Here is a 20,140-nt window from a genome sequence, read left to right on the forward strand (position 1 = left end):
CCGTGCCGGGTGCGCCAGTCCCCCCTTCACGGACAGGAGGACACTCGGTGAGGGTGAAGGCCGTGGCACACAAGTGGGAGTTCAAGGCGCGCTTTCGCCGTCACGCCTTCGGCTGGAAGTCGCAGCCGGCCATCACCTGCGTCAAGCAGGCGGTGACGGAAATCAAGCAGGCCGCCAAGAAGGACCCCGTGCTCGCGGCGGAGGGCGCGGTGCTCTTCCTGGAGCGCGTGTCCCCCGCGCTGGCGCACGTCGACAGCTCCTCGGGCGCCATTGGCACGGCCGTCAACCACGCCATCGCCGAGCTCGTGCCCCTCATCGCGAGCGCGCCCGTGGACGCGGCGGCCCGCGACGCGTGGCTGGAGCGGCTCTGGGAGGCCTACCAGGCCGACGACATCCCCTACATCGAATCGCTCGGCCACCACTGGGGCGCGCTGTGCGCGGCGCCAGACGTCGCCTCGGCCTGGGCCGACAACCTCATCGGCACGGTGCGGCTGGCCTGGTCGCCTTCGCCCGACCTGCACAGCTTCTTCAAGGGCACCTCGAATTGCCTGAGCGCGCTCGTCGCCGCCGGGCGCTACGACGACGTGCTCGCGCTGCTGGAGCTGGCGCCGTACAAGATGTGGCATGACCGCCAGTACGGCGTGAAGGCGCTCGCGGCGCAGGGTCGGACGGAGGAGGCCCTTCGCTACGCCGAGGCGGAGCGCGGGCTGAACAACAACCCCTACGCCGTGGCGCGCGCCTGCGAGGCCCTGCTGCTGGCCGCGGGGCGCGCCGAAGAGGCGTACCAGCGTTATGGCCACCTCGCCAACCAGGGTGGCACCTACCTGGCGACCTTTCGCGCTGTCGCCAGGAAGTATCCACACAAGGCCGCGAGCGAGGTGCTCGCGGACCTCGTGCGCAGCACACCGGGAGAAGAGGGCAAGTGGTTCGCGGCGGCCAAGGACGCGGGGCTCTACGACGAGGCCCTCGGGCTCGCGCGCCAGACGCCCTGCGACCCGAAGACGCTGACGCGCGCGGCCCACGCCTTCGTGCAGAAGCAGCCCGCCTTCGCCCTGGGAGCGGGCCTGCTCGCGCTCCACTGGCTCGTGCAGGGCTACGGCTACGAAGTCACCAGCCTCGATGTGCGGGACGCGTACCAGGCCACGCTCGCGGCAGCCGAGCGGCTGGGTGACGCCAAGGGCGCGAGGGAGCGCTTCCGTGCGCTGCTCGCGGAGGGAGGACCGGGTCAGGGCTTCGTGGCGAAGGCGCTCGCCAGGGAGTTGTCTTCCTGAAGGCAGGAGCCCCCTCCGCGGAGGCCGGGGCCGGCACGAACCTCAGTCGCCCTCCATCCACGAGTCTTCACCCGGCCGCGTCCGGGCCGGCGCGCGTGCGAGTGACGGGACGTGGAGGTAGTCCTCCTCGGTCTCCAGCCCGCTGCGCTCGGCCAGCCGCGCCAGCACCAGTCCCTCGAGGGAGAAGTTCCACTCGGTGGCGAGCAGCTCCTCGGGGAAGGTCGTGGTCTCCGCCTGCGCCTCCAGCCGGTCCTTTCTGTCCGAGAGGAACAACGCGAGCGCCTGATTGAAGGCCTCCGCGTCTGCTTGGAGCAGGGCCCGGCACACGTCGAGCCGGAGGTCCTCGGCGCCGCGCAGCGCGCGCTCGTAGCGGGCGAGGAGGTCCTCGCAGTCGGCCACCTTGGCCCCCAGCACGCCGTGCTGGATGAGGAACTCGATGAAGAGGAAGTCCTCCTCGTACTCCTCACCCTGGGCCCAGGTCCGCCGCGCGTGCTGTGCAATCAGCGCCGCGCCGTCGAAGTCTCCCGCGCCGACCGCGTCGAAGAAGGGCCGCGAGAGGCTCAGTCGCACGTCGGCGTTCCCCACGTTGCGCAGGTAGTGGGCGAAGGCCCGCCCACTCTGATGCAGGCGGTGGAGGAAGGGCTCCGAGGTGCCCGTCAGGAAGAGCGCGCCGATGCCCGCGATGCGGCAGTTGCCGCAGAACGTCAGGATGTGCCGCGCACGCCCCGTCCCACGAACGAGCACCCGTCGCAGGGCCCGGTTGTCGTCCAGGGCGTTTTCGATGACGGCGGGCAGGAAGCGGGAGGCCATGGGCGCACCTCGAAGCGGGGATGAGGGCCGGGCGTCAGGCCCCCGCGGAGTGGAGACGCAGACAGCCCATGGTGCCCCAGGGGGAGCTGGAGACGACCAGGGCCTGCCCCGTCCGGGAAAGTCCTCGGACGAAGCCGTGGACCGCCAGGCAGACCCCCAGCGCTCCGCTCGCGGCGCCGACGTCCCCCACCGACACGCAGGGGAGATGAACGTTCGGCGCGTGCAGCGCCTCCCCCACGCGGACGAGCGCGGTCCCCCACTCCCGCGCGCGCCACTCCTCGCCGTTCAAGTCGGAGTAGACGTCCCCCTCGAAGAGAGCCGGGCTCGGGCCGCGCGCGAGCACATCGAGGATGCAGGCCGCGAGCCCCTCGCCCTGACTGACGTGGCCCGCGTACAGGTGGAGGCGCTCCTGCGCGGTGGCCACGCCCGTCACCAGGGCCAGCGGCGCCGCGCCACGCTGGCGCGCCTCGCCCTCCTGCTCCAACAGGAAGCACGCGCTGGCCTCGCCGGGCATCAGGCCCACGGGATTGTCGCCCACCTTCAGGCGGCCCTCCTCGTCGAGCACCTGAAGCGTCTCGGGCTCCAGCAGGGAGTCGACCGCGAGCACCAGGACTCGCTTGAAGCCGGCCCGCCACAGCTCGCCCGAAGCCTGCTGGACCGCCGCCGCCACTCCCGCGGGCCCCTGGTCCACCACCCACACATTCGCGTCGGGCAGGGACAGCCCCAGCGCGTCCCGGAGCGGGCGGAGGCAGTGCTCGCGGACGCCGTCCAGGCCATCCTCCCCTTCCAGTTCGAACACCTCATCATGGATGGAGGGGATGACCATCAGCAGCGCCGTGCGGCCCCAGAACTTCGCGTCGGAGGGGCGAGGAAGCCCCGGCGTCTCCAACACCTCACGGAGGCAGCCTCGCGCCAGGCGCAGCCACCTCCCCATCCCCACGAAGCCGTCCGTGTAGCCCTGGAGCGGGTGCGCGGTGAGTGGGACGGTGTCCTGGGTCTCCGGCTCCAACACCTGGAAGTGGCTCACCCTGCGCGGACGGGAGATGCCTGCCCGGATGGCGGCGCACGCCGAGGCGGCATCACGTCCCACCGACGTCACGGCTCCGATGGCGGTGATGACCCCGAGCACGGCTCGCGGGTGGGGCTCACGGGGCGCGCTCATGCGTTCATCCACCCGTCGAAGCCGCGCGTGAGCCGCTCCAGGGACAGCGCCCCGGCGGCCCGGAGCCGCGCGCGCTGGTGTCCGCACCAGCTCCGGGTCTCCACCTGGCAGGCGCCCCGGCTCCGGACGGCCAGCTCGAAGGCCAGCGCCGGGCGGTGGCGCATCGGCGCCAGGTGGAGGGCCTGGAGCAGCGCCTCGGGTGTCCACGGCACGCCATCCCGGTAGCGGCCGTCCGGTTTGAAGCGGTCGCGGGCCCGCGCCCACCACCGCTCCACCTGGGCCACGTGGACCTGAACGGGACGGTGCTCCGGTGGCGGCAGGCAGGAGGACACGGCGCCTGAAGGTGGCGCCACGTCGTCCTCGTCCTCCTCGCGCGTGAAGACATCCTCCGTGGACAGGCCGGTGATGACGGAGAAGGTCCGCAGGGCCAGCCACGCCACCTCCGGCGCCGGCTCCTTCAGCACGGCCAGGGCCGCGTCCGCCGCCGCCAGCCGTCCACTGAAGCCGAGCGCCCACAGGGCCTCCGCGCGCAGCTCGGGCCTGTCCAGCGCCCGCACCAGCTCCTCCACGTCGGCGGGAGCCCCGCCGACCGCCAGCGCGAGCATCGCCAGGCGAGGCGCAGCCCCCTCTGTCGCGAGCCCGCGGCAGGACTGCCAGGCCGCGCGCAGGCCCCGGAGCAGCCCTGCTTCAATGGCGGCATCACGCACGAGGGGCCGGACGTCCTCCACCCCCTTGCGCAGCCAGGTCGCCAGCACCGGCGGCTGCGTCACCCGCGCGGCGCGGAAGGCGGCCGCGAGGAGCGCTGGCTCCGAGTCCGCGAGGGTCAGGCGCTCCAGGAGCGGGCCCGCGTCGACGTGCCGGAAGGCGAGGACGTCGAGCAGCTCGGCCTGGAGCGCTGGCGCCAGACGCGGCAGCAGTTCGAGCAGCGCGGCGTCCAGCTCCGGGCGCTCGCACAGCGCCAGCGCGTGCCGCAGCCACGGGCGCCGCTCCGCGTCTTCCACCCACCGCTCCAGCACCAGCGCCTGCTCGCCGGACGCGAGCAACACGAAGGCGGCGGAGGACACACATCCGGGCTCCTCGCTCTCCAGCGCGGGCCGCAGCAACCGGAGCGCGACCGGCGGTCCCCCTACGCGAAGCCCGTCCAGATGGGCTCGCAGGCGGGCCTCATCACCCGCCTCGACTTCGGGCAGGGTGTCCTCCGGGGAGCCCATCGCCCGCTCCCGCTGCGTCCAGAGGAAGCTGGCTTCCTCCAGGTGCTCCGCGAGCACGTCCCACAGCAGCGGCGGGCGGCGCGTCACGGCGCGAGGGGAGGATGGAGAGAGGGTTTCGTTCATGTCTTCGGCTCGTCGCTGAAGCGCAGCTCCGTCCAGCGGATGTTGGTGAGCTTGCGGTCGTACATCTCCCGCGCCAACTCCCGGCCAATGACATACTCGGACGGGTCCCCGTCCACCCGGAAGAGCTGGGGTGCGCTCTGCATCTTCGCGCGGTCCAGGACGTACTCGCGAATGCGGAGGACCTTCTTCGGAGCATTCTTGCTCCAGGAGATATCGCTCGCCTCGAGGTCCAGGCAGTCGAAGGTGCCAATCGGATTGATGATGAAGTAGTCGTCGCTGTAGGGGCGGTTGCGGTGGTCGTAGAGCGTGAATGGGAGATATTCAACCTCGTTCGTGCAGTGCTTCTGGATGGCCTCCTTGAAGGAGGAGGAGGCAAGCAACATGCTCCGCTCATTGCCAATCAGTGCTGACAGCTTGATGCCCGGGTGCTCCGGGCTCATCGGGATGCGGGCATCCTTCGGATAGAAGGGGCTCAACCGCTCTCCGAGGTTGGTGGTATAGGACTTGCCCTCGACACCCTCGACGAACCGGATGAGGAAGCAGAGGTCCCGGTCGTTGGCGTTGCCCATTGTGTCGAGAAGCCGGAATCGCATCATTCAATCAATTCCTTGGGAGGTGAGGTGCCCTCGCTCAGGGCGCAAAGCCATTCATCATGTCTACACTCTGGTCCCGGTTCTTGCCGAGGAAGTGGTGAGGAATGTCCTCCAGCGAATCTCCCGCCATGTCGCCAGCCTTCATGGCTTCGCCAGCCGCGACCAACCGCGGATAGACATCCTTTGAAAGCGTCTCCACCGCATCACGCGTGTTCTCGTATTCCGGAACCTCGTGGTCGGCAGCGGCCTTCTTGACCCAGGCGAAGAGCTTCACCAATTGCTTCCTGATGTACGAACTGTAGGTCGCGTGGTGGAAGTGGAGGGGTGTTTTGCGATGCAGCGGCAGGCCGAGCGCCACTGCGGCGTACTTCACCATCGGCAGGATGATCATGTTGAGCTGATTGTTGAGGTTGTAGCCCTCCCGCATCAGCCCCGAGCGGACAATCAGCGGCACACGCCCCCTGGGTTCAATGCCCTCGCCCGCGTCAATCACAGCGGCCTTGAGTTCCGCGTTGGCCACGATGTGATGCGACTCATGGTAGAAGGGCGTTCGGGCGCTGGTCTCGAAGTTGCCGTCGACGGTGATGTCCCACGCCCCAGCGGTGTCGGGTTGTTTGTCGGCATCCGCCGGCCATGTGTACTTCGCCGGGGTCTGCTGCGCCTTCAGCCGCGCCTGGTGGCGGTGACTGCACAGGTTGCTCATCGTATAGGCGCTGATGTGCCGGCTGACGCAGCCGTGCTCGTGGTCATCGGCGAGGTAGGAGCCCTCCCAGGAGTGCGGTGAAGGCGGAGGCTTCGGCTTCTTCGCGACCGCGGCCTTCTTGCTCACCGTCCCTCCAGCAGCCTTCTTCCTGACGCTCTTCTTCTTGAGGGGAACCTTGTTGACGGTGTTCTTCCTCGCCGTGGTCTGTGACGTCTTCCCCATGGCTGCCTCCAGAAGGACTGCGACGCCCCGAGCCGCTCCAGGTGCCGCGGTTCATTGCCTGCGCCAGCGGCATCCCCAGGGCACCTGCTCAGTTGACCTGGACCTTCCCGCCCTTGATGCGCTGCACCTGCTCCGCCTCGGTCCGGATGTTGACGCCGCGCAGGATGACGTCACCGTTGCGCCGCAGGGTGAGGCTCGCCTTGCCACACGTCAGCGTGACTTCCTCCCGTGCGTCGATGTGCACCTGCTTGCCATCCACCTGGGCTTCCTTTGGACCTGTGCCCAGCGACTCAAGGAGGGCCTCCGTGAGCGGCGCGGGGCTGTCGCGCTGAAGGAGCCCGACGAGGACGGGCAGAGCGGGGTCCCCCTTCTCGAAGAGCAGGAGCGCCCCCTGCCGCTCCACCGAAGCGCGCCGGATGACGTCTGGCGCCAGTGCCACCGTGGTGCGCGCAGGAAGCGGACCGCTCCGGTTGCCCTCGAAGTCCACCAGCAGCGCCCCGCTCGCGCTCGCCCCGGCCAACCACCCCACTCGCGGCGCGAGGATGCGCTCTTCGGAGAAGGCCTGCCTGGCGCGGGGCTTGCCGCTGCGATGGGACGCGTCCATGGCCTAGAGCTCCTTCCCACAGGTATCGCAGGGGAGCTCCTCGGGTCGCTTGCCGAGCCCGACGACAGGCGGCTGCATCAGCGGCGCGGGGGGCGTGTTCTTGTCGTTGTGCAGCATGAGGTCGAAGGCGCGCGCCACGTTCTTGCCCTCGAACTGCACATCGAAGGAGTAGTTGACGAACTCGGCCTTGCCCTTCGTCTTTCCGGAGACCACGCCGCCGCCCGCGGTGCCAGCTTCGTCTCCGGTGCTCGTCTTGAAGTGGGAGTCCTTCACGCACACCGGGCTGCCTTCCACGGAGACCTTCTTGGTACCTTGGCCGGTATCCGAGGACCTGGCGATGTTGGGATAGGGAATGGGAACCGGCCCCGCGGGACCTGGCGTCTTGCACACGTCCGGAAAGGCGACGGTGACACCATGGAGTCCTTGGTGACAACGGACATCTTGTTCACGCCAACGGTATTGGCCATTCGCGAAAGCATAGCCTATCTGGGGACGCGCGGTGGGAAGCCAGCCTCGGGGTCGGCCCGAAAAATTCGCCGTGCAGTGCATATGTTGAACCCATGACTGCTCAACTGGATCAGAGTGCGACCATGAATTCGGAGCTCATCAATGCATTGGTTTGGCATGCGGAATGGCTGCGTTCCGTGGGACAGCAAGGCAAGCGTCTCCACCTGGAGGACGCTGACTTGTCCTCACTCGACCTGTCGTCGCGAGAGCTATCGGAGGCCGCGCTTCCTGGGACACGCCTGGATGGATGCAGTCTGGACATGGCGGAGCTCGCCCACGCCAACCTGGCGTCCGCATCTTTCATCAATGCCAGCCTCTCCAGGACGCAGCTTTCAAAGGCCAACCTGGACCATGCGGTGCTTCGCGGGGCCATTCTGACGCATGTGAACGCGCTCCGAGCCAGCTTCTACGAAGCAGATCTCCAAGGCGCGGACCTTCAATGCGCGGACCTTCGCGGCGCCTACCTGGTCAACGCCAACCTCGCGTCCTCGAACCTCCGAGGCGCACTTCTGGAAGGCGCGGTCCTTCACGGCGCGCGGCTTTCCGGGGCAGCGCTCCACGGCGCCGTCGGACTACAGGCGGCCCAAGCCTCCTGGGTTGATCTGGGTCACGAGAACGCGCCCGTCCGGATTGAAGGCGAAGCGCTGCGCGCATGGCTGGACCAAGCCGTAACGATGAGCCTCGGATAAAGTTGCCCAATGCCTCTCAGAATTACATTGAGCGTGACGGGGACGGCGCCCTGCCGGACGCCCTTGGCCAGCAGGTGCGTGGCCGCCATCACATGGAGTTCCCCACCGCCTCGCCCTCCGCCGCATTCAAGGCCACGCGAAGACGTGGGGGCAGGAAGAGGCCACAGCCCATGTGGCGCCGTCCGCCGAGTCCGCGCTCCTGGAGCAACAGGGAGGACTCGGGTGATAGCCCGCTCACGGTGAGCGCGAAGCCAATCACCTTGTTCCCGGCGATGGAGACCATGCGCCGGCGCCCCACGGAGGGCGTCCCCGAACACCCCAGCGCCGCCATGAACCTCAGCGTGGAGGCCTGAAACGTCGCCTCGTCCATCGCGTGCTTGAAGGTGACGATTCGCGCCGAGAGCGTCGTCGGTGTCGCCAGCAGCGGGTAGACGGTGGGCATCCCCAAGCGCAGCGCCTGCCCCGCGAGCGCCAGCGAGCTCCCCGCCAACGCCAGCAGGTCCGCGAGCGCCTCCGGGCCACAGCGCAACCGCAGCGTGCCGCCCTCCATCCGGAGCCATTGCCTACCCATCCGCGTCCCGCGCAGATTGAAGACACCCACATCCTTGCGTTCATGCAGTCCAGGAACGCGGCGGGAGAGCGAAGAAAACAGGGGATAGGCATGGTCGATCGGCACCGGGCCGCCCTGCACGGGGAACATCAGGTCAATGGCAGACATGTGAAGGACCTCTCCGGAGGGTGCTGCACTCAGTACGAAGCGCGGGGGCTGGAGTCGGCGGCATGGGCTCACCCCGTCTGCAACGTGAGCGCCGGCGCGTAGCCACCTGCGCCGGTGCGCTCGTAGGACACGACAGGGCCCACGGCGTTGAGCCGCTGCCCCAGGAACACGCAGCACGCCGCGGGGGCGTAGAGGATGAGGTGCGTGACCGCCGTGCGCAGCTCGTTGCGCGCGCGCCGGAGCTGCTCACGCGCCTGGACGGCGAACGCCACCGCGTCCGCGGCCGAGCCGACGGCGCCGTCATGCGGCCCGTCCTCCGGCTCCAGGTAGAGCACGGCGCGGAAGTGCCCCGGCCGCTCGGCCATGAAGCGCTCCACGTCCGCGCGCGCGTCCCCCGTCACCTGGAACACCACCAGCAGCCCCGTGGCGTCCGCGTTGCCCTCGTGCCCGGTGACCCGCAACCTGCGCGCAGACGGCTTCGCGTCCGAGCGCCACAAGAAGGTCTCTCCCCGCGTGGGCTGCCCGACGCGGAAGCGGTAGCCGCCCACCTCCGGGAAGTGGAAGCCCACCGCCAGCACCGTGCTCAGCGGCAGCTTGCCCCGCAGGTCAATCAACGCGCCGTCAGGCCGCCTCGACAGCCGCTGTCGCGCGGCCAGCAGCGACGGCAGCAGCGCGTCCCGCCACACCGCCTCCGACGGCACCGTCCGCGCGTCGCGGTCGAAGTGCGGCGTCCAGTCCAGCTCCTCGGTGGGAGGCTGCTCCCACACACGTCGCGCCCACCCATGAATCCAGAGGCTCACGGCGGGCGCGTCCTCGCGTGAGGCCAGCAGCCCCCACGCGCGAAGGGCCTCCCGCAGCGACTCCGGGGTGACGTACTTCCTGCCGCCGCCGACCTCAATCCACTCCCGGAGCCCGTCCACCGCGATGGCGCGCGGCTGCCGTCCCATGCGCAGGCCCAGCCGCCCCATCCGGTCGTCCACCTGCTCTTCCACGTCGGCGATGCCACCCACGCCGAGCCGCAAGCGCAAATCCTTGCAGAACGCCCGCAGCGTCTCGGCCGGCACGCAGAGCCGTTGTTCCCACGCCGCCCAGTGCTCCTTCAGGGCGCCTCGTGGCGGCTGCTCGAAGAACGCGTCGGTGAAGCAGTGGTCCCTGCCATGCAGATAGCGGCCCAGGTCCGCCGACGACGACCAGTTGCTCAACAGCCAGACTTCGACGGGCCCCAGGGGACGCAGCACCAACCAGCTCTCCAGCAGCTTCCGCAGCAGGGAGCGGCCCACCCGAGGCGGCGTCACCAGGCTCGCCAGGGAATAGGTGTCCCGGTGGTCGACGTGCCACTTCACCTGCATGTACCGGCTGGCCACGCCAGCACCGGGCCGCGCGTGCAGCGTCACGTCGTCCGCCGAGCCCGCCTCCGGGTGCTCGACGTAGCCGTGCGAGAAGGGACTGCCCGCGTCGAGCAGCCGGAGCAGCTCGTACCAGCTCAGCAGGTGCTGATAACGGTCGCCCTCCAGACGAGACGCGCTCTGCTCTCCCATGACGCTCCCTCATAGCGACGCCAGGGACGGCGGTGGATACCTCTCCAGGGGTATGGAAGGCGGCGCTCGAAGTGGAAGACGCCAACACGCGGGGCAACCCATCGCGGGCCCGGTGCTTTTTCTTCCGGCGCGGCCCGGGAGCGCTCCCGACGACCGCTGAACGTCCTGCGCGAACCTGACTACCTTTCAGGTAGACATCGCCCATTCCAAGGTGCCAGACGGAGGCGCGTTCAGGCGTCCCGCCGTGTCATCCCTGTCGAGTAGGTTAGAACCCTGGAGGTTGCCCCTGCGTGTTCCCCCCTGGCTCGTTGGTGATGACGGCGGTGGTGCTCCTGTTGGGTTCGGCGGCGCTGGCCCAGGCGCCGAACACGAAACGCTGGCGGCGTGTCGAGCGGGCCGTCGCCCTGAGCGCGGGCGCGGGTGAGCCTGTCCAGCGGCTCCGGCTGGCGCCCGGCGTGGTGACGACCGTGCTGCTCGACTCGGACGCCGTGCTGGAAGGTGAGCTGCCCGAGGCCCTGCGCGGGCTGTTCACCCGGCTGGACGTCACCGGGTCACATCTGCTGCTTCAGCCCGCCGTCGCCATCCCAGCCCAGGGCGTTCCGCCCCTGGTGCTGCGCTTCACGGACGCAGCCGCGCCCCAGCGGCTCGTCCTGGAGCTGACCACCGAGGCCAACGTGGTGGATTCGGTCGTCGATGTCCGGCGCCACCCCGCCACCGTGACGCAACTGGAAGCCGAGCTGGTGGCGCTGCGTGAGCGCAACGCACTGCTGGAGGCCCGGCTGGCCACGGCGCGGCGGCCGGTGCCGCAACCAGGGCTCGCGAGCGCCGTCTTCTCTGGCGCCATTGACCCCAAGGGGGTCCTCGTCAAGTGGATGGATGACCCAGCCAGCGAGGCGGAACTCAAGGTCCGCCAGCTTGACAGCTACCGCTCCGGCTCGTGGGTGGCGCTCGCGGTGAAGCTGGAGAACCCACCGGGCGAGGCGCCCTGGCAGCCGGGCATCGCGCGGCTGACAGCGTTGGACTCGAACGGGCGGCCAACAGGCGAGGCGATGGAGCTGCCCCTCCTGTTGCAGGAGCCGCGTCTGCGCCCCGGACAGAGCGCAATCGCCGTCGTGCAGTGGCCCGCCCCCAAGCGCCCACCCCACGCCTACGCGCTGGAGCTTTGGGACACGGGCCGGCGTCGCGGTGCGCGATGGGCGCGCCTGCAACCATAGACGTGCGCGACAGCCGAAAAGGAACCCGTCATGCGACTGGAGTCGGACTCATCTTCCCCAGGGCCCCTCGTGCTGTCTCCACAGGCCCTGCCTGCCGGTACCCGCGTGGAGCGCTGGCGCGTGGAGCGCAGCATCGGAGGCGGCGGCAACGGCACGGTGTATGAGGTGCGCTCGCGCTCCGAAGGCCGCAGCTACGCGCTCAAGCTGGCCCACGCCCCCAGCGACCCACGCTTCCAGCGCGAGGCACGAACGCTTCACCTGCTCCGCCATCCTGGCGTGGTGCGGCTGCGAGCGCAGGGAATCTGGCGCGCTGGGGCCGCCGCCTATCCCTACCTTGTGATGGAGTACGTGCGAGGCCGCACATTGTATGACTGGTCTCGGACGCGCAATCCGACAGCAAGACACGTCGCCGGCCTGTTGGCGCAGGCCGCGTGGGCCTTGGACGCCGCGCATCGCAGACAGGTGCTTCACCGCGACTTCAAGGGGGAGAACCTCCGCGTCGAGCAGCGCGGAAGGTTGGTGGTGCTGGACTGGGGCGCGGGCTGGCACCCCCGTGCCGCCCCCATCACCTCCGCCGCACGGCTACCGCCCGGGACCGGCCCCTATCGCAGTCCCCAGGCCATCCTCTGGAGCATGCAGGCTCCACGGCAGGCCGCCCGCTCCGAGCACTATCTCTACACGGTGGCGGACGAGCTGTACGCGGTGGGCGTCACCTTTCACCGGTTGGTGGTGGAGCAGTATCCGCCGCTCGTCCTGGACAAGGCGCACGCCCCAGTGACCTCCGCCACCTTGCGTGCCCTCAACCCGCGTGTGCCCGAGCCGTTCGCACGCTGGATTGAGGGACTGCTCGCGTTCGCCCCCGAGGCCCGGCCGCGCAGCGCCGGAGACCTCGCCCGGGAAGTCCAACAGGCCCAGGCTCACGCGGGACCGGACTGGGACGTTCCGCTGTTCGGCTGGTACGAGGGGCCCTCCACGGCGACCCGCACGACACGCGACGAGGACACCTGGGGCCCCGTGGCACCGGGAGAGGAAGTGGCCCTCATTCATGCGAGCGCCCTGCGCGCGGCCCGGGTTCAGCACCATCGCATGGGCCGCTGGCTACGACGCCGGGTGTTCTCGGAGGTCCAGACACAACCTCGCACGGACCCAGCGGGCCCGCTGGAGCCGCGGCCCAAGGGCCGGTGGCTGCGAGTCGCCGGAGTCCTGCGGTTTGTTGCGTGTATGGCCTGGGGACTGATGCTCCTGGGCCCGCCGCATGGCGCGCCCGCTCCGTCCCATCCTGTTCAGCAACTGGCGCGCACCGCAGGACCAGTCGACACTGGCACACCCGCCACGGCCCTTCCGTACTCCACCGCCGAGCCGCCATGGCCGGGAGATGCCATGTCCACGACCGAGCCACTCGCGCGCTGCGCCCCCCGACTCCACCGTTACTTGCTGGCTGCATTCACTGCGGCCAGTCTCAATGCCTGCTCAAGCACGCAGGTCCGGCCCGAGCCCGCGCGCTGCCCTCCCGAAGCCCTGGAGTCCATGCGTCAGCTCGGGCTCGACCTGAGGTCCCGCGGACACATCCAGCTCGACATTCAACAGCCGGACGACTCGTACCAGACGAACTACAGCATCGTCGTCAGCGACGGCCCCATCACCAGCCGGCTCGATGAGCCCATGGACCGCCTCCCAGCCAACACGCTCTTCTACGGGCGCATCTGGACGGGCGGCGAGAAAATCCAGGGCCGCTACACGCGCGTGAGGACGCCGGACGGCAGCGAGTACCCGGTGTGCTTCATCCTGGGCAACGAGACGGGCATGTCCAAGTACCCCGGCTCCCGCCCCGGCCACACCCGCGCGCATCCGTGGTCCAACGCCCAGGTGGTGGACCACTTCCCCTGACGCCGCCGCCGGCTCACGGCGGTGCAATCGTCGAAGGCTTCTCCAGGACGCGCGCCTCGTTGCGCAGGCGCAGCTCGTTGCCCGCGGCGGAGAGGACCGCGGCGACGGGCACGGAGAGGAAGGCGCCGGCCACGCCGAAGAGCACGCCTCCGGCGGTGATGGACAGCAGGATGACCACCGGGTGCAGCGGCACCGCGTGTCCCATCACCAGGGGCTCCAGGACGTTTCCCTCCAGTTGCTGCACGCCCAGCACCACGGCCAGGACCAGGAGCGCGTCGAGCGGCCCGTTGGTGATGAGGGCCACCAGCACCGCGACCCCGCCCGCCAGGGTGGCGCCGATGACGGGGAAGAACCCGCCCACGAAGGTGAGCGCCGCCAGCGGGAGAACGAGCGGCACGCCGATGATGGCCAGGCCCGCGCCAATCCCCACCGCGTCCGCCAGCGCGATGGTGACGACGCCGCGCAGATAGCCGCTGAGCGTCTTCCAGGCGCGCAGGCCCACCGCGCGCACGGTGTCCCTGCGCTCCGGAGAGGCCCGCGCCAGCACCCACCCCCCGAGCCGCTCGGTGTCCTTCACGAAGAAGAACAGCAGCGTCAGCGTCAGCAACAGGCCCGCCACGGCCTGCGCTGCGAAGTTGGCGCCCGCGAGGACGCCGGTGGTGATGCGCCCGACGTTCGACTTCAAGAAGTCGAGCCCCTGCTCGAACAGGCCGTCGACCTGCTCCCGGGACACGGGGAGCTTTTGCGTCATCCTCGCGACGAGGCCCTCCAGCCCCGCCTGCACGTTCGAGCCCGCCGCGCTGACCTCCTGGACGATGCGGGGCACGAGCAGGAACATCCCCGCCGCCCCCACCAGGAGCAGCACCAGCAGCGCCAACAGCGTCGCGAGCGACCGGGGCACTCGGTGGTCTGACAGCCACCGGACGGGGGGATGCAGCAAGGTCGCCAGCAGCAACGCCCCCACGGTCGGCAGGACGATGAGGTAGAGCCGCGCCAGCAGCAGCACGAGCGCCACCACCGCCGCGGCGATGACGAGCAGCTTGCCGCTGAACAGCGCACCGCGCGTGAGCCAGGAGGGAGCTGAGGAGTCCAGGGTGGCCATGCGTCGTGCGCACCCTATGCACGAAGCGGCGCATGGCACCGGGAGGCCACCTTCCTGTGTGGCCTCATGAACGGACGCGGCGGACGCGCGGCTGGAATCCAACGGATGGCCAGGGCGACCCGCTACTCAACGGCGAGCCCAGCGGCAGCTCAGGGCACGTCCACCGGGATGGTCTGCATGAAGGGCACCTGGAGGTCCGTGGGGCGCATCAGCTCGGGGCGGCCCCCCGGGGTGCCACCGTTCTTGTAGGTGTTGAGCTGACCGACGATGTTCCACTGCCCTGGACTGCCGCCAGCCCCCTGGGAGTACTGGATGAAGGGCGTGGCGCCCGTCGGGTCGCCGTACTTGCCGGTGGGGTGCGAGTAGTCGCCAGGCGTGAGGCTCCCCGCCGGCTTGAGGTTCGGGTGCTGCGAGAGGAAGCCGTCCAGCTCCGCCTTGCCGTTCTTCGAGTAGTCCGCGTGGTGGAGGAAGGACAGGTTGTTGTTCTTCGTGTCGTGCAGGGCGTGGACGGCGCAGCCGTTGAGCGCGCCCGTCACCACCGTGTTCGGCTCGCCCGGACGCGGGTGCAGCGGCACGCCCTGGATGCCCGCGAACTTGCCCTCGCCCGTGGAGAGGTAGTGCATGTAGTGCGCGGGGATGCCCTGGCCACCAGCGGGCGAGACGGACAGGTTCGTGTTGCCCTGGTGCTGGTGGGCGTTGAGCGTCACCTTCGAGTCATTGGCGTTGACGAAGGGCTTCTGGGCGGTGGGCAGGGCCACGCCCTGGGGCGCGCCGCCCGGGAACATGTTGTAGGCGTTCAGCACGTTCTGCCCCGAGTAGCCCAGCGGGTTCGCGCCGAACGACGAGGTGACGTCCTTGCCCGGCTGCTGCGTGGGCGGGGTGTTCACCTTGCTGGTGGAGGGCTTGCTGCCCTGCGCGTCGAACCCGTCCTGGATGGGGCTCGGCTTGGGCGTGGGCTTCGACTCCACGGCCGGAGGGGTGCTCGGCTTGTTCGTCCCGCTGCCGGAGGCCGAGGGGCTCTTGGGGACGGAGGGGCTCTTGAACAAGCCGCCGAGCTTGATGCCTTTCATGGGAGGGACTCCTGAAGTCGATGGGGTTGAGGGCGTGTCGCGGGAGACAGGCTGAACCCAACAGCAACTCCCGGGCCAGACGAAGCGTCAGGGAGCCGCACCCAGGATGCCCTGACAATCCCAGCGGTTGCGGGCCGCGGGTGGAGCCAAGGTCCCCTCCGCGTGCGCGCGAGCTGGTGACAGGCGTTCGTGCCCTGGTGAGTCCAGTCACCACCCCACGGCCTTGACGCGCGCTCAGCCGCGCTTCCCACGTTTCGCGCGAGGCGCCGGCGGCTTCGCGCGGCTCCGGCCCCGCGGCGCCTTGGCTGGCGCGTCCGGCTCCCCGGGCTCCTGGAGCGCGATGCGCCGCGCCAGCTCCGCCGCCGCGCGGACCGGGGGCGCGAGCACCTCCCCGGGCGCGTCCTTCGCGCTCCAGGACGCTGGCGCCCCCAACTGCCGCAGCACCATGCCGTGGGCGGTGGGGGCGTCGAAGGTGAAGCTCAGCGCCGGCAGCGGCTCACGCGGGACGTCGTAGCCGGCCCGCGTCAGCTTGCCCGGCTTCACGCTCGGAATCACGGTCGCGTCGGGCGCCGCCCGCCTCCGCTTCGCCGCGCCGCGCGGCGCCTCCACCTCTCCGGCCGAGCCCGCCCCACGCGCGGCCCGCAGCGCGCTCAGCACCTGCTCCTTCGTCCGGCCGCGCAGCTCGAACAGGAGGAACGGGTCACGGTCCAACGCCTCGCCCAGGACGTAGTGCGTCGCGGCGACGTGCTTGCACGGGTCGCCCCAGTCCGGACACGAGCACTCGGTCATCAGCTCCTTGCGGTTGCGTGGGAAGAGGCTGCCGCCCGCCGCGAGGAAGACCTCGTCGATGGCCTGGGGCATCGTCCCCGCGAGCAGCTCCGCGGCGTACTGCGCCTTGCCCGCCATCCCCGCGATGGCCTTCTCCCAGACGCCCTCGTCATGCGGCTTGAGCGTCAACGAGATGGCATAGGGCTTCGGGCGCGAGCCCGTCACCCGCGCGGTGACCTTGCCGCGCTGGACGACCAGGTCATGCGTGCGCCCCGCCCGCGCATACGTCCGCCCCCGGGACAGCCGCCCCGAGTCTCCTCCCAGGACGCGCTCCAGCGCCTCCAGCCACCGCTGGCCCCACCAGGTGGTGCCCGCCTTCTTCATCTTGATGCCGTGCGCGGGCGGCGGGCGCTTCGGCGTGGACGGCCAGCCCCAGAAGTCCCTGCCGCTCATCGTGACACCGCCTTCTTCACGCGCGTCCGGCCCTTCGGGCGCGGGGCACGCTCGCGCGCGACGTCCCCGTCCTCCTCGCCTTCATCCGCGACGGCGCCCTCGGACAGGGAGAACAGCTCGCGCAGCGCGGTGGTGTCCAGCTCCGTCACCCAGTGCTCGCCCGTGCCCACGACGGTGTCGGCGAGCTGGCGCTTCTGTTCGAGCAGGCGGTCCACCTTCTCCTCGACGGTGCCCGCGCACACCAGCTTGTGGACCTGCACCGCGCGCGTCTGGCCAATCCGGTACGCGCGGTCCGTGGCCTGGTCCTCGACGGCGGGGTTCCACCAGCGGTCGTAGTGGAACACGTGGTTCGCCGCCGTCAGGTTGAGCCCCGTGCCCCCCGCCTTGACGGACAGCACGAAGACGCGCGGGCCGTGGGGCTCCTCCTGGAAGCGCCGCACCATCTCATCGCGCGCCTTGCGAGACGTGCCGCCGTGCAGGAAGAGCACCTCGTGCCCCAGGCGCTCGGACAGGTACGTCACCAGCTTGTCTCCCATCTCCCGGAACTGCGTGAAGACGAGCGCCTTGTCGCCAGCGGCCAGGGCCTCCTCCAGCATCTCCACCACGCGCGCCAGCTTCCCCGAGCGCCCCGGCAACGGGCCGGACTCCCCCAGGTACTGCGCCGGGTGGTTGGCGATCTGCTTCGTGTACAGCAGCAGCGCGAGCACGCGGCCCCGGCGCTCCATGCCGTCGGCCTCCTCGATGCGCCGCAGCTCCTCGTCCACCACCGCCTTGTAGAGCGTGGCCTGCTCGCGCGTGAGCGTGCAGACGACCTTCATCTCGTTCTTGGCGGGCAGGTCCGAGATGATGGCCGGGTCGCTCTTGAGGCGGCGCAGGACGAAGGGGCTCACGAGGCGGCGCAGCCGGGCCGCGGCCTCCGGGTTGCCGTGGCGCTCGATGGGCAGCGCCAGCTCGCGCCGGAACGTCTCCAGCGGCCCCAGCAAGCCCGGGTTGGTGAACTCCAGGATGGACCACAGCTCCGCCAGCCGGTTCTCCACCGGCGTGCCGGTGAGCGCGAAGCGCTGGGTGGCGCGCAGCGCCCGAGCCGCGCGGGCGGTGGCGGACGCCGCGTTCTTGATGTTCTGCGCCTCGTCGAGCACCACCGCGCCCCAGTCCACGCCCGCGAGCAGCGCGGCGTCCCGGCGCAGCAGGCCGTAGGTGGTGAGCACGACAGCGCCGGGCGCGCGGGGGAAGGCGCGCGCCGCGCGGGCCCGCTCGGCGCCGTAGTGGGGCGTCAGGCGCAGGGTGGGGGCGAAGCGGGCCAGCTCCCGCTCCCAGTTGCCCACCACGGAGGTGGGGGCCACCAGCAGCGTGGGGTGCTTCTCGTCAGGCGCCTGCTCCAGCCGCCGCAGCAGGAACGCCAGCACCTGCACCGTCTTGCCCAGGCCCATGTCGTCCGCGAGGCAGGCGCCGAGCCCCAGCGAGGCCAGCGTGTCCAGCCAGTGCAGGCCGCGCGCCTGGTAGGGCCGCAGCGTGGCGCGCAGCGCGCGGGGGGCGTCCTGGGCCGTGGCCCCGCCCTCGCGGAGCTGGCGCAGGCGCGCCTCCAGCGCCCCGGTGGCGAGCACGGTGACGGGGAGCGCGCCGTGGCGCGTCTCGCCGAGCAGGGACACACGCACCGCCTCGCTCAGCGCCATGCGGCCGGGGCCCTGGGCCAGGTGGCGCTGGATGGCGTCGAGCTCGTCGGGCGCCACGGCGACCCACTCGCCGCGGAAGCGCACCAGGGGCGCCTTGCGCCGGGCGAGCAGCGCCAGCTCCTGGGCGGTGAGGGGATGGTCGCCGAGCACGGCCTCCCAGTCCACGCGCAGCAGCGCGTCGAGCCCGAGCCCGGCGGCGCCGCTGACGACCCCCGCGGCCTTCGTGCCCGCGCCCACGCGCATGCGCAGGCGCAGGCGGCGCCGGCCCGAGGAGGTGAGCTCGCCCGGGACGATGACGCCGAAGCCCGCGTCGGAGAGCGCGCGGGCGCCTTCGGAGAGGAACATCCACGCGGTGTCGGGCTCCAGCAGCAGGGCCTGGGGGCGTGGGCTCTCCAGCACCAGGGCCAGCGGCGGGAAGAGTCGGGCCGCGCGGCCGAGCGCCTCCAGCAAGGACTCCTGCGGATCCCGGAAGGCGCGGCCAAGCTTCTCCAGGCTGCGCCCGCGTGTCTTCCAGACGTCCGCGGCCGGGACGAGCAGGCTCGGGTCGTCCGGGGACTGGAGGTGGAAGCTCAGCACGAAGGGCTCGCCGTCCGCCTTCGGGGGCTCCAGCCGGAAGCACGCGCGCAGCTTGTCCCGGGCGCCGAGCGCGGGTTCGCTCCAGCGCGTCAGCTCGTCGACGACGGAGCGCTCTGCGAAGCCCTCCGGCTCGAAGTCGCGGCGCGCGCTGGTGAGCGCCTCGCGCCAGCGCTCGTCCCAGGTCGACGGGCGCCGGGACGACAACGAAGGCGCACCCCGCGCGGCGCGCACGAAGGCATCGACGGTGGCGTCGAGGAAGGCGCGCAGCAAGGCGTCCGGGGCCCAGACGGCGCGGTCCGTCTTGGGGCCCGCGGGGACGGCGTGCGCGCCGGGCGGCATGCTCCGGGCGAGCGCGGCGACGCGGCCGGCGTCCTCGGAGGCGGAGAGCGCCGCCGCCCAGCGCGCTTCGATGCCCTCGGCCCGCCGCAGCAGGGTGGGCACGACGCGCTCACGCGCCACGAGCTCCAGCGCGAGCTTGCTGGCCAGCGTCCACAGGGCGATGGAGCCGGGGAAGGACTCGGCCTCGGAGGTCCGCGCCACCGCGAGCCGCTCCACGGTGGAGAGCAGGGGCAGTCCGCGCCCCTTGCATTCCTGGAGTCCCTCGGGCGTCACGAGCAGCGCGGAGGCACGCTCGCCCAGCTCCGCCAGGCCGTCGAGCGCGCGTGGCAAGGGCTCGGGGCCCCAGAGGAACAGCGTCTCGGCGTCAGGGAGGAACACGAGAGGCATTGCTGGGAATGTAGCGCCTGTCCCTGGTGGGCAGCGGGGGAAAGCAGGTCTGCGCGCCTCCCTGTACGAACGTGCCCGGTCCTTGCGCAGTGGGCCCGCCAGGAAGTCGACACTATCCTCCGCCAACGGCTGTCCAGTTTCGGCCGGGGCGCCGTGCGCATGGAGGAAAGTGGCGGCCAGAAGCGGAGGGAGGGCCGGCGAGCCCTCAGTCCGGTGTGGCCAATGCCGCCTGTCGTCGTCGGTGGGCTGGTTGGCCTTCGGCCCGAAACAGCAGTGCTTGCCGGCCTCCCGCACCAAGGCTGCATTCTGCGCGGCCGTCAGCCCCGCGTCGGCCGTCACCACCCCAAAGTTCGAGCCTTTCACCGACTGCAGCCGCTTGCGCGTCCGCGCTCCCACATCCCCGCCATCTGAGTGGCCTGCTTCAGCCCCTTCTTGCCCGCGGCGGAGCCAGCCACCACCAGCCCCAACAGGCCCAGGTGCTCATGGCGTGTGCCACGCGAGTCTCGCGAGTCTGTCACCC

17 protein-coding genes and 1 pseudogene are annotated in these 20,140 nt (G+C 70.7%); 4 read left to right on the forward strand and 14 right to left on the reverse strand.

The features are described from left to right. Window positions 1-47 precede the first annotated feature (47 nt). Window positions 48-1,271 (forward strand): hypothetical protein, encoded by a 1,224-nt coding sequence (locus tag KGD87_RS25420; RefSeq protein ID WP_284663234.1) that lies wholly within the window; start codon window positions 48-50, stop codon window positions 1,269-1,271. Between the two features lie 42 nt (window positions 1,272-1,313). Here KGD87_RS25420 and KGD87_RS25425 read toward each other — a convergent pair whose 3' ends face one another. The 7 genes and pseudogenes from KGD87_RS25425 to KGD87_RS25455 all read right to left on the reverse strand — a co-directional run bounded on the left by KGD87_RS25425 (window position 1,314) and on the right by KGD87_RS25455 (window position 7,166). Then, window positions 1,314-2,081: an Imm49 family immunity protein gene (locus tag KGD87_RS25425; protein ID WP_284663235.1), complete on the reverse strand. Its 768-nt coding sequence runs from the start codon at window positions 2,079-2,081 to the stop codon at window positions 1,314-1,316. Between the two features lie 34 nt (window positions 2,082-2,115). Next, window positions 2,116-3,243: a hypothetical protein gene (locus KGD87_RS25430; RefSeq protein WP_284663237.1), complete on the reverse strand. Its 1,128-nt coding sequence runs from the start codon at window positions 3,241-3,243 to the stop codon at window positions 2,116-2,118. Beyond that, window positions 3,240-4,577 (reverse strand): TIGR02270 family protein, encoded by a 1,338-nt coding sequence (locus KGD87_RS25435; RefSeq protein ID WP_284663239.1) that lies wholly within the window; start codon window positions 4,575-4,577, stop codon window positions 3,240-3,242. Before KGD87_RS25435 ends, KGD87_RS25430 begins: the two co-directional genes overlap by 4 nt. Further along, on the reverse strand, window positions 4,574-5,173 hold the full coding sequence (locus tag KGD87_RS25440) for an imm11 family protein (protein WP_284663240.1): 600 nt from the start codon (window positions 5,171-5,173) through the stop codon (window positions 4,574-4,576). Before KGD87_RS25440 ends, KGD87_RS25435 begins: the two co-directional genes overlap by 4 nt. 34 nt (window positions 5,174-5,207) lie before the next feature. Then, window positions 5,208-6,095, reverse strand: coding sequence for an AHH domain-containing protein (locus KGD87_RS25445; protein WP_284663242.1), 888 nt, complete (start codon window positions 6,093-6,095; stop codon window positions 5,208-5,210). A gap of 88 nt (window positions 6,096-6,183) precedes the next feature. Further along, a complete protein-coding gene (locus KGD87_RS25450; protein ID WP_284663244.1) occupies window positions 6,184-6,699 on the reverse strand; it encodes a DUF6484 domain-containing protein in 516 nt (171 codons plus the stop codon). A 3-nt stretch (window positions 6,700-6,702) separates the two neighbouring features. Continuing rightward, window positions 6,703-7,166 (reverse strand): annotated as a pseudogene (locus tag KGD87_RS25455) (DUF4150 domain-containing protein). Window positions 7,167-7,289: 123 nt separating this feature from the next. Between KGD87_RS25455 and KGD87_RS25460 the strand changes: the two are divergent. After that, window positions 7,290-7,895, forward strand: coding sequence for a pentapeptide repeat-containing protein (locus KGD87_RS25460; protein WP_284663248.1), 606 nt, complete (start codon window positions 7,290-7,292; stop codon window positions 7,893-7,895). 88 nt (window positions 7,896-7,983) lie between these two features. On the opposite strand, the gene cas6 is transcribed toward KGD87_RS25460, so the two are convergent. Both cas6 and KGD87_RS25470 read right to left on the reverse strand, forming a co-directional pair. Further along, window positions 7,984-8,613 (reverse strand): type I-MYXAN CRISPR-associated protein Cas6/Cmx6, encoded by a 630-nt coding sequence (cas6, locus tag KGD87_RS25465; protein ID WP_284663249.1) that lies wholly within the window; start codon window positions 8,611-8,613, stop codon window positions 7,984-7,986. A 68-nt stretch (window positions 8,614-8,681) separates the two neighbouring features. Next, window positions 8,682-10,151 (reverse strand): SAVED domain-containing protein, encoded by a 1,470-nt coding sequence (locus tag KGD87_RS25470; protein WP_284663251.1) that lies wholly within the window; start codon window positions 10,149-10,151, stop codon window positions 8,682-8,684. 290 nt (window positions 10,152-10,441) lie between these two features. Here KGD87_RS25470 and KGD87_RS25475 point away from each other — a divergent pair, with 290 nt between their 5' ends. Together KGD87_RS25475 and KGD87_RS25480 are read left to right on the forward strand one after the other, a co-directional pair. Next, window positions 10,442-11,365 carry a DUF2381 family protein gene (locus KGD87_RS25475; RefSeq protein WP_284663252.1) on the forward strand — a complete coding sequence of 308 codons (924 nt, stop codon included), beginning with the start codon at window positions 10,442-10,444 and terminating at the stop codon, window positions 11,363-11,365. A 30-nt stretch (window positions 11,366-11,395) separates the two neighbouring features. Then, entirely contained in the window at window positions 11,396-13,252 is a 1,857-nt protein-coding gene (locus tag KGD87_RS25480; protein WP_284663254.1) for a serine/threonine protein kinase, read from the forward strand. Window positions 13,253-13,265: 13 nt separating this feature from the next. On the opposite strand, the gene KGD87_RS25485 is transcribed toward KGD87_RS25480, so the two are convergent. The 5 genes from KGD87_RS25485 to KGD87_RS25505 all read right to left on the reverse strand — a co-directional run bounded on the left by KGD87_RS25485 (window position 13,266) and on the right by KGD87_RS25505 (window position 20,138). Next, window positions 13,266-14,354, reverse strand: a complete 1,089-nt coding sequence (locus tag KGD87_RS25485) for an AI-2E family transporter (protein WP_284663256.1) — start codon at window positions 14,352-14,354, stop codon at window positions 13,266-13,268. A 149-nt stretch (window positions 14,355-14,503) separates the two neighbouring features. Continuing rightward, on the reverse strand, window positions 14,504-15,424 hold the full coding sequence (locus KGD87_RS25490; RefSeq protein ID WP_284663258.1) for a hypothetical protein: 921 nt from the start codon (window positions 15,422-15,424) through the stop codon (window positions 14,504-14,506). A gap of 234 nt (window positions 15,425-15,658) precedes the next feature. Next, window positions 15,659-16,645: an SWIM zinc finger family protein gene (locus tag KGD87_RS25495; RefSeq protein WP_284663260.1), complete on the reverse strand. Its 987-nt coding sequence runs from the start codon at window positions 16,643-16,645 to the stop codon at window positions 15,659-15,661. Continuing rightward, the gene (locus tag KGD87_RS25500) at window positions 16,642-19,620 is read right to left on the reverse strand and encodes a DEAD/DEAH box helicase (protein WP_284663262.1); all 2,979 of its coding nucleotides are present in this window, start codon (window positions 19,618-19,620) and stop codon (window positions 16,642-16,644) included. The genes KGD87_RS25495 and KGD87_RS25500 overlap by 4 nt, the downstream gene beginning before the upstream one ends. Before the next feature lie 359 nt (window positions 19,621-19,979). Further along, on the reverse strand, window positions 19,980-20,138 hold the full coding sequence (locus KGD87_RS25505) for a hypothetical protein (RefSeq protein ID WP_284663263.1): 159 nt from the start codon (window positions 20,136-20,138) through the stop codon (window positions 19,980-19,982). Between the last annotated feature and the right edge of the window lie 2 nt (window positions 20,139-20,140).

It is taken from the genome of Myxococcus sp. SDU36 (genome assembly GCF_030168875.1).
GTDB classification, from domain to species: Bacteria; Myxococcota; Myxococcia; order Myxococcales; family Myxococcaceae; genus Myxococcus; species Myxococcus vastator.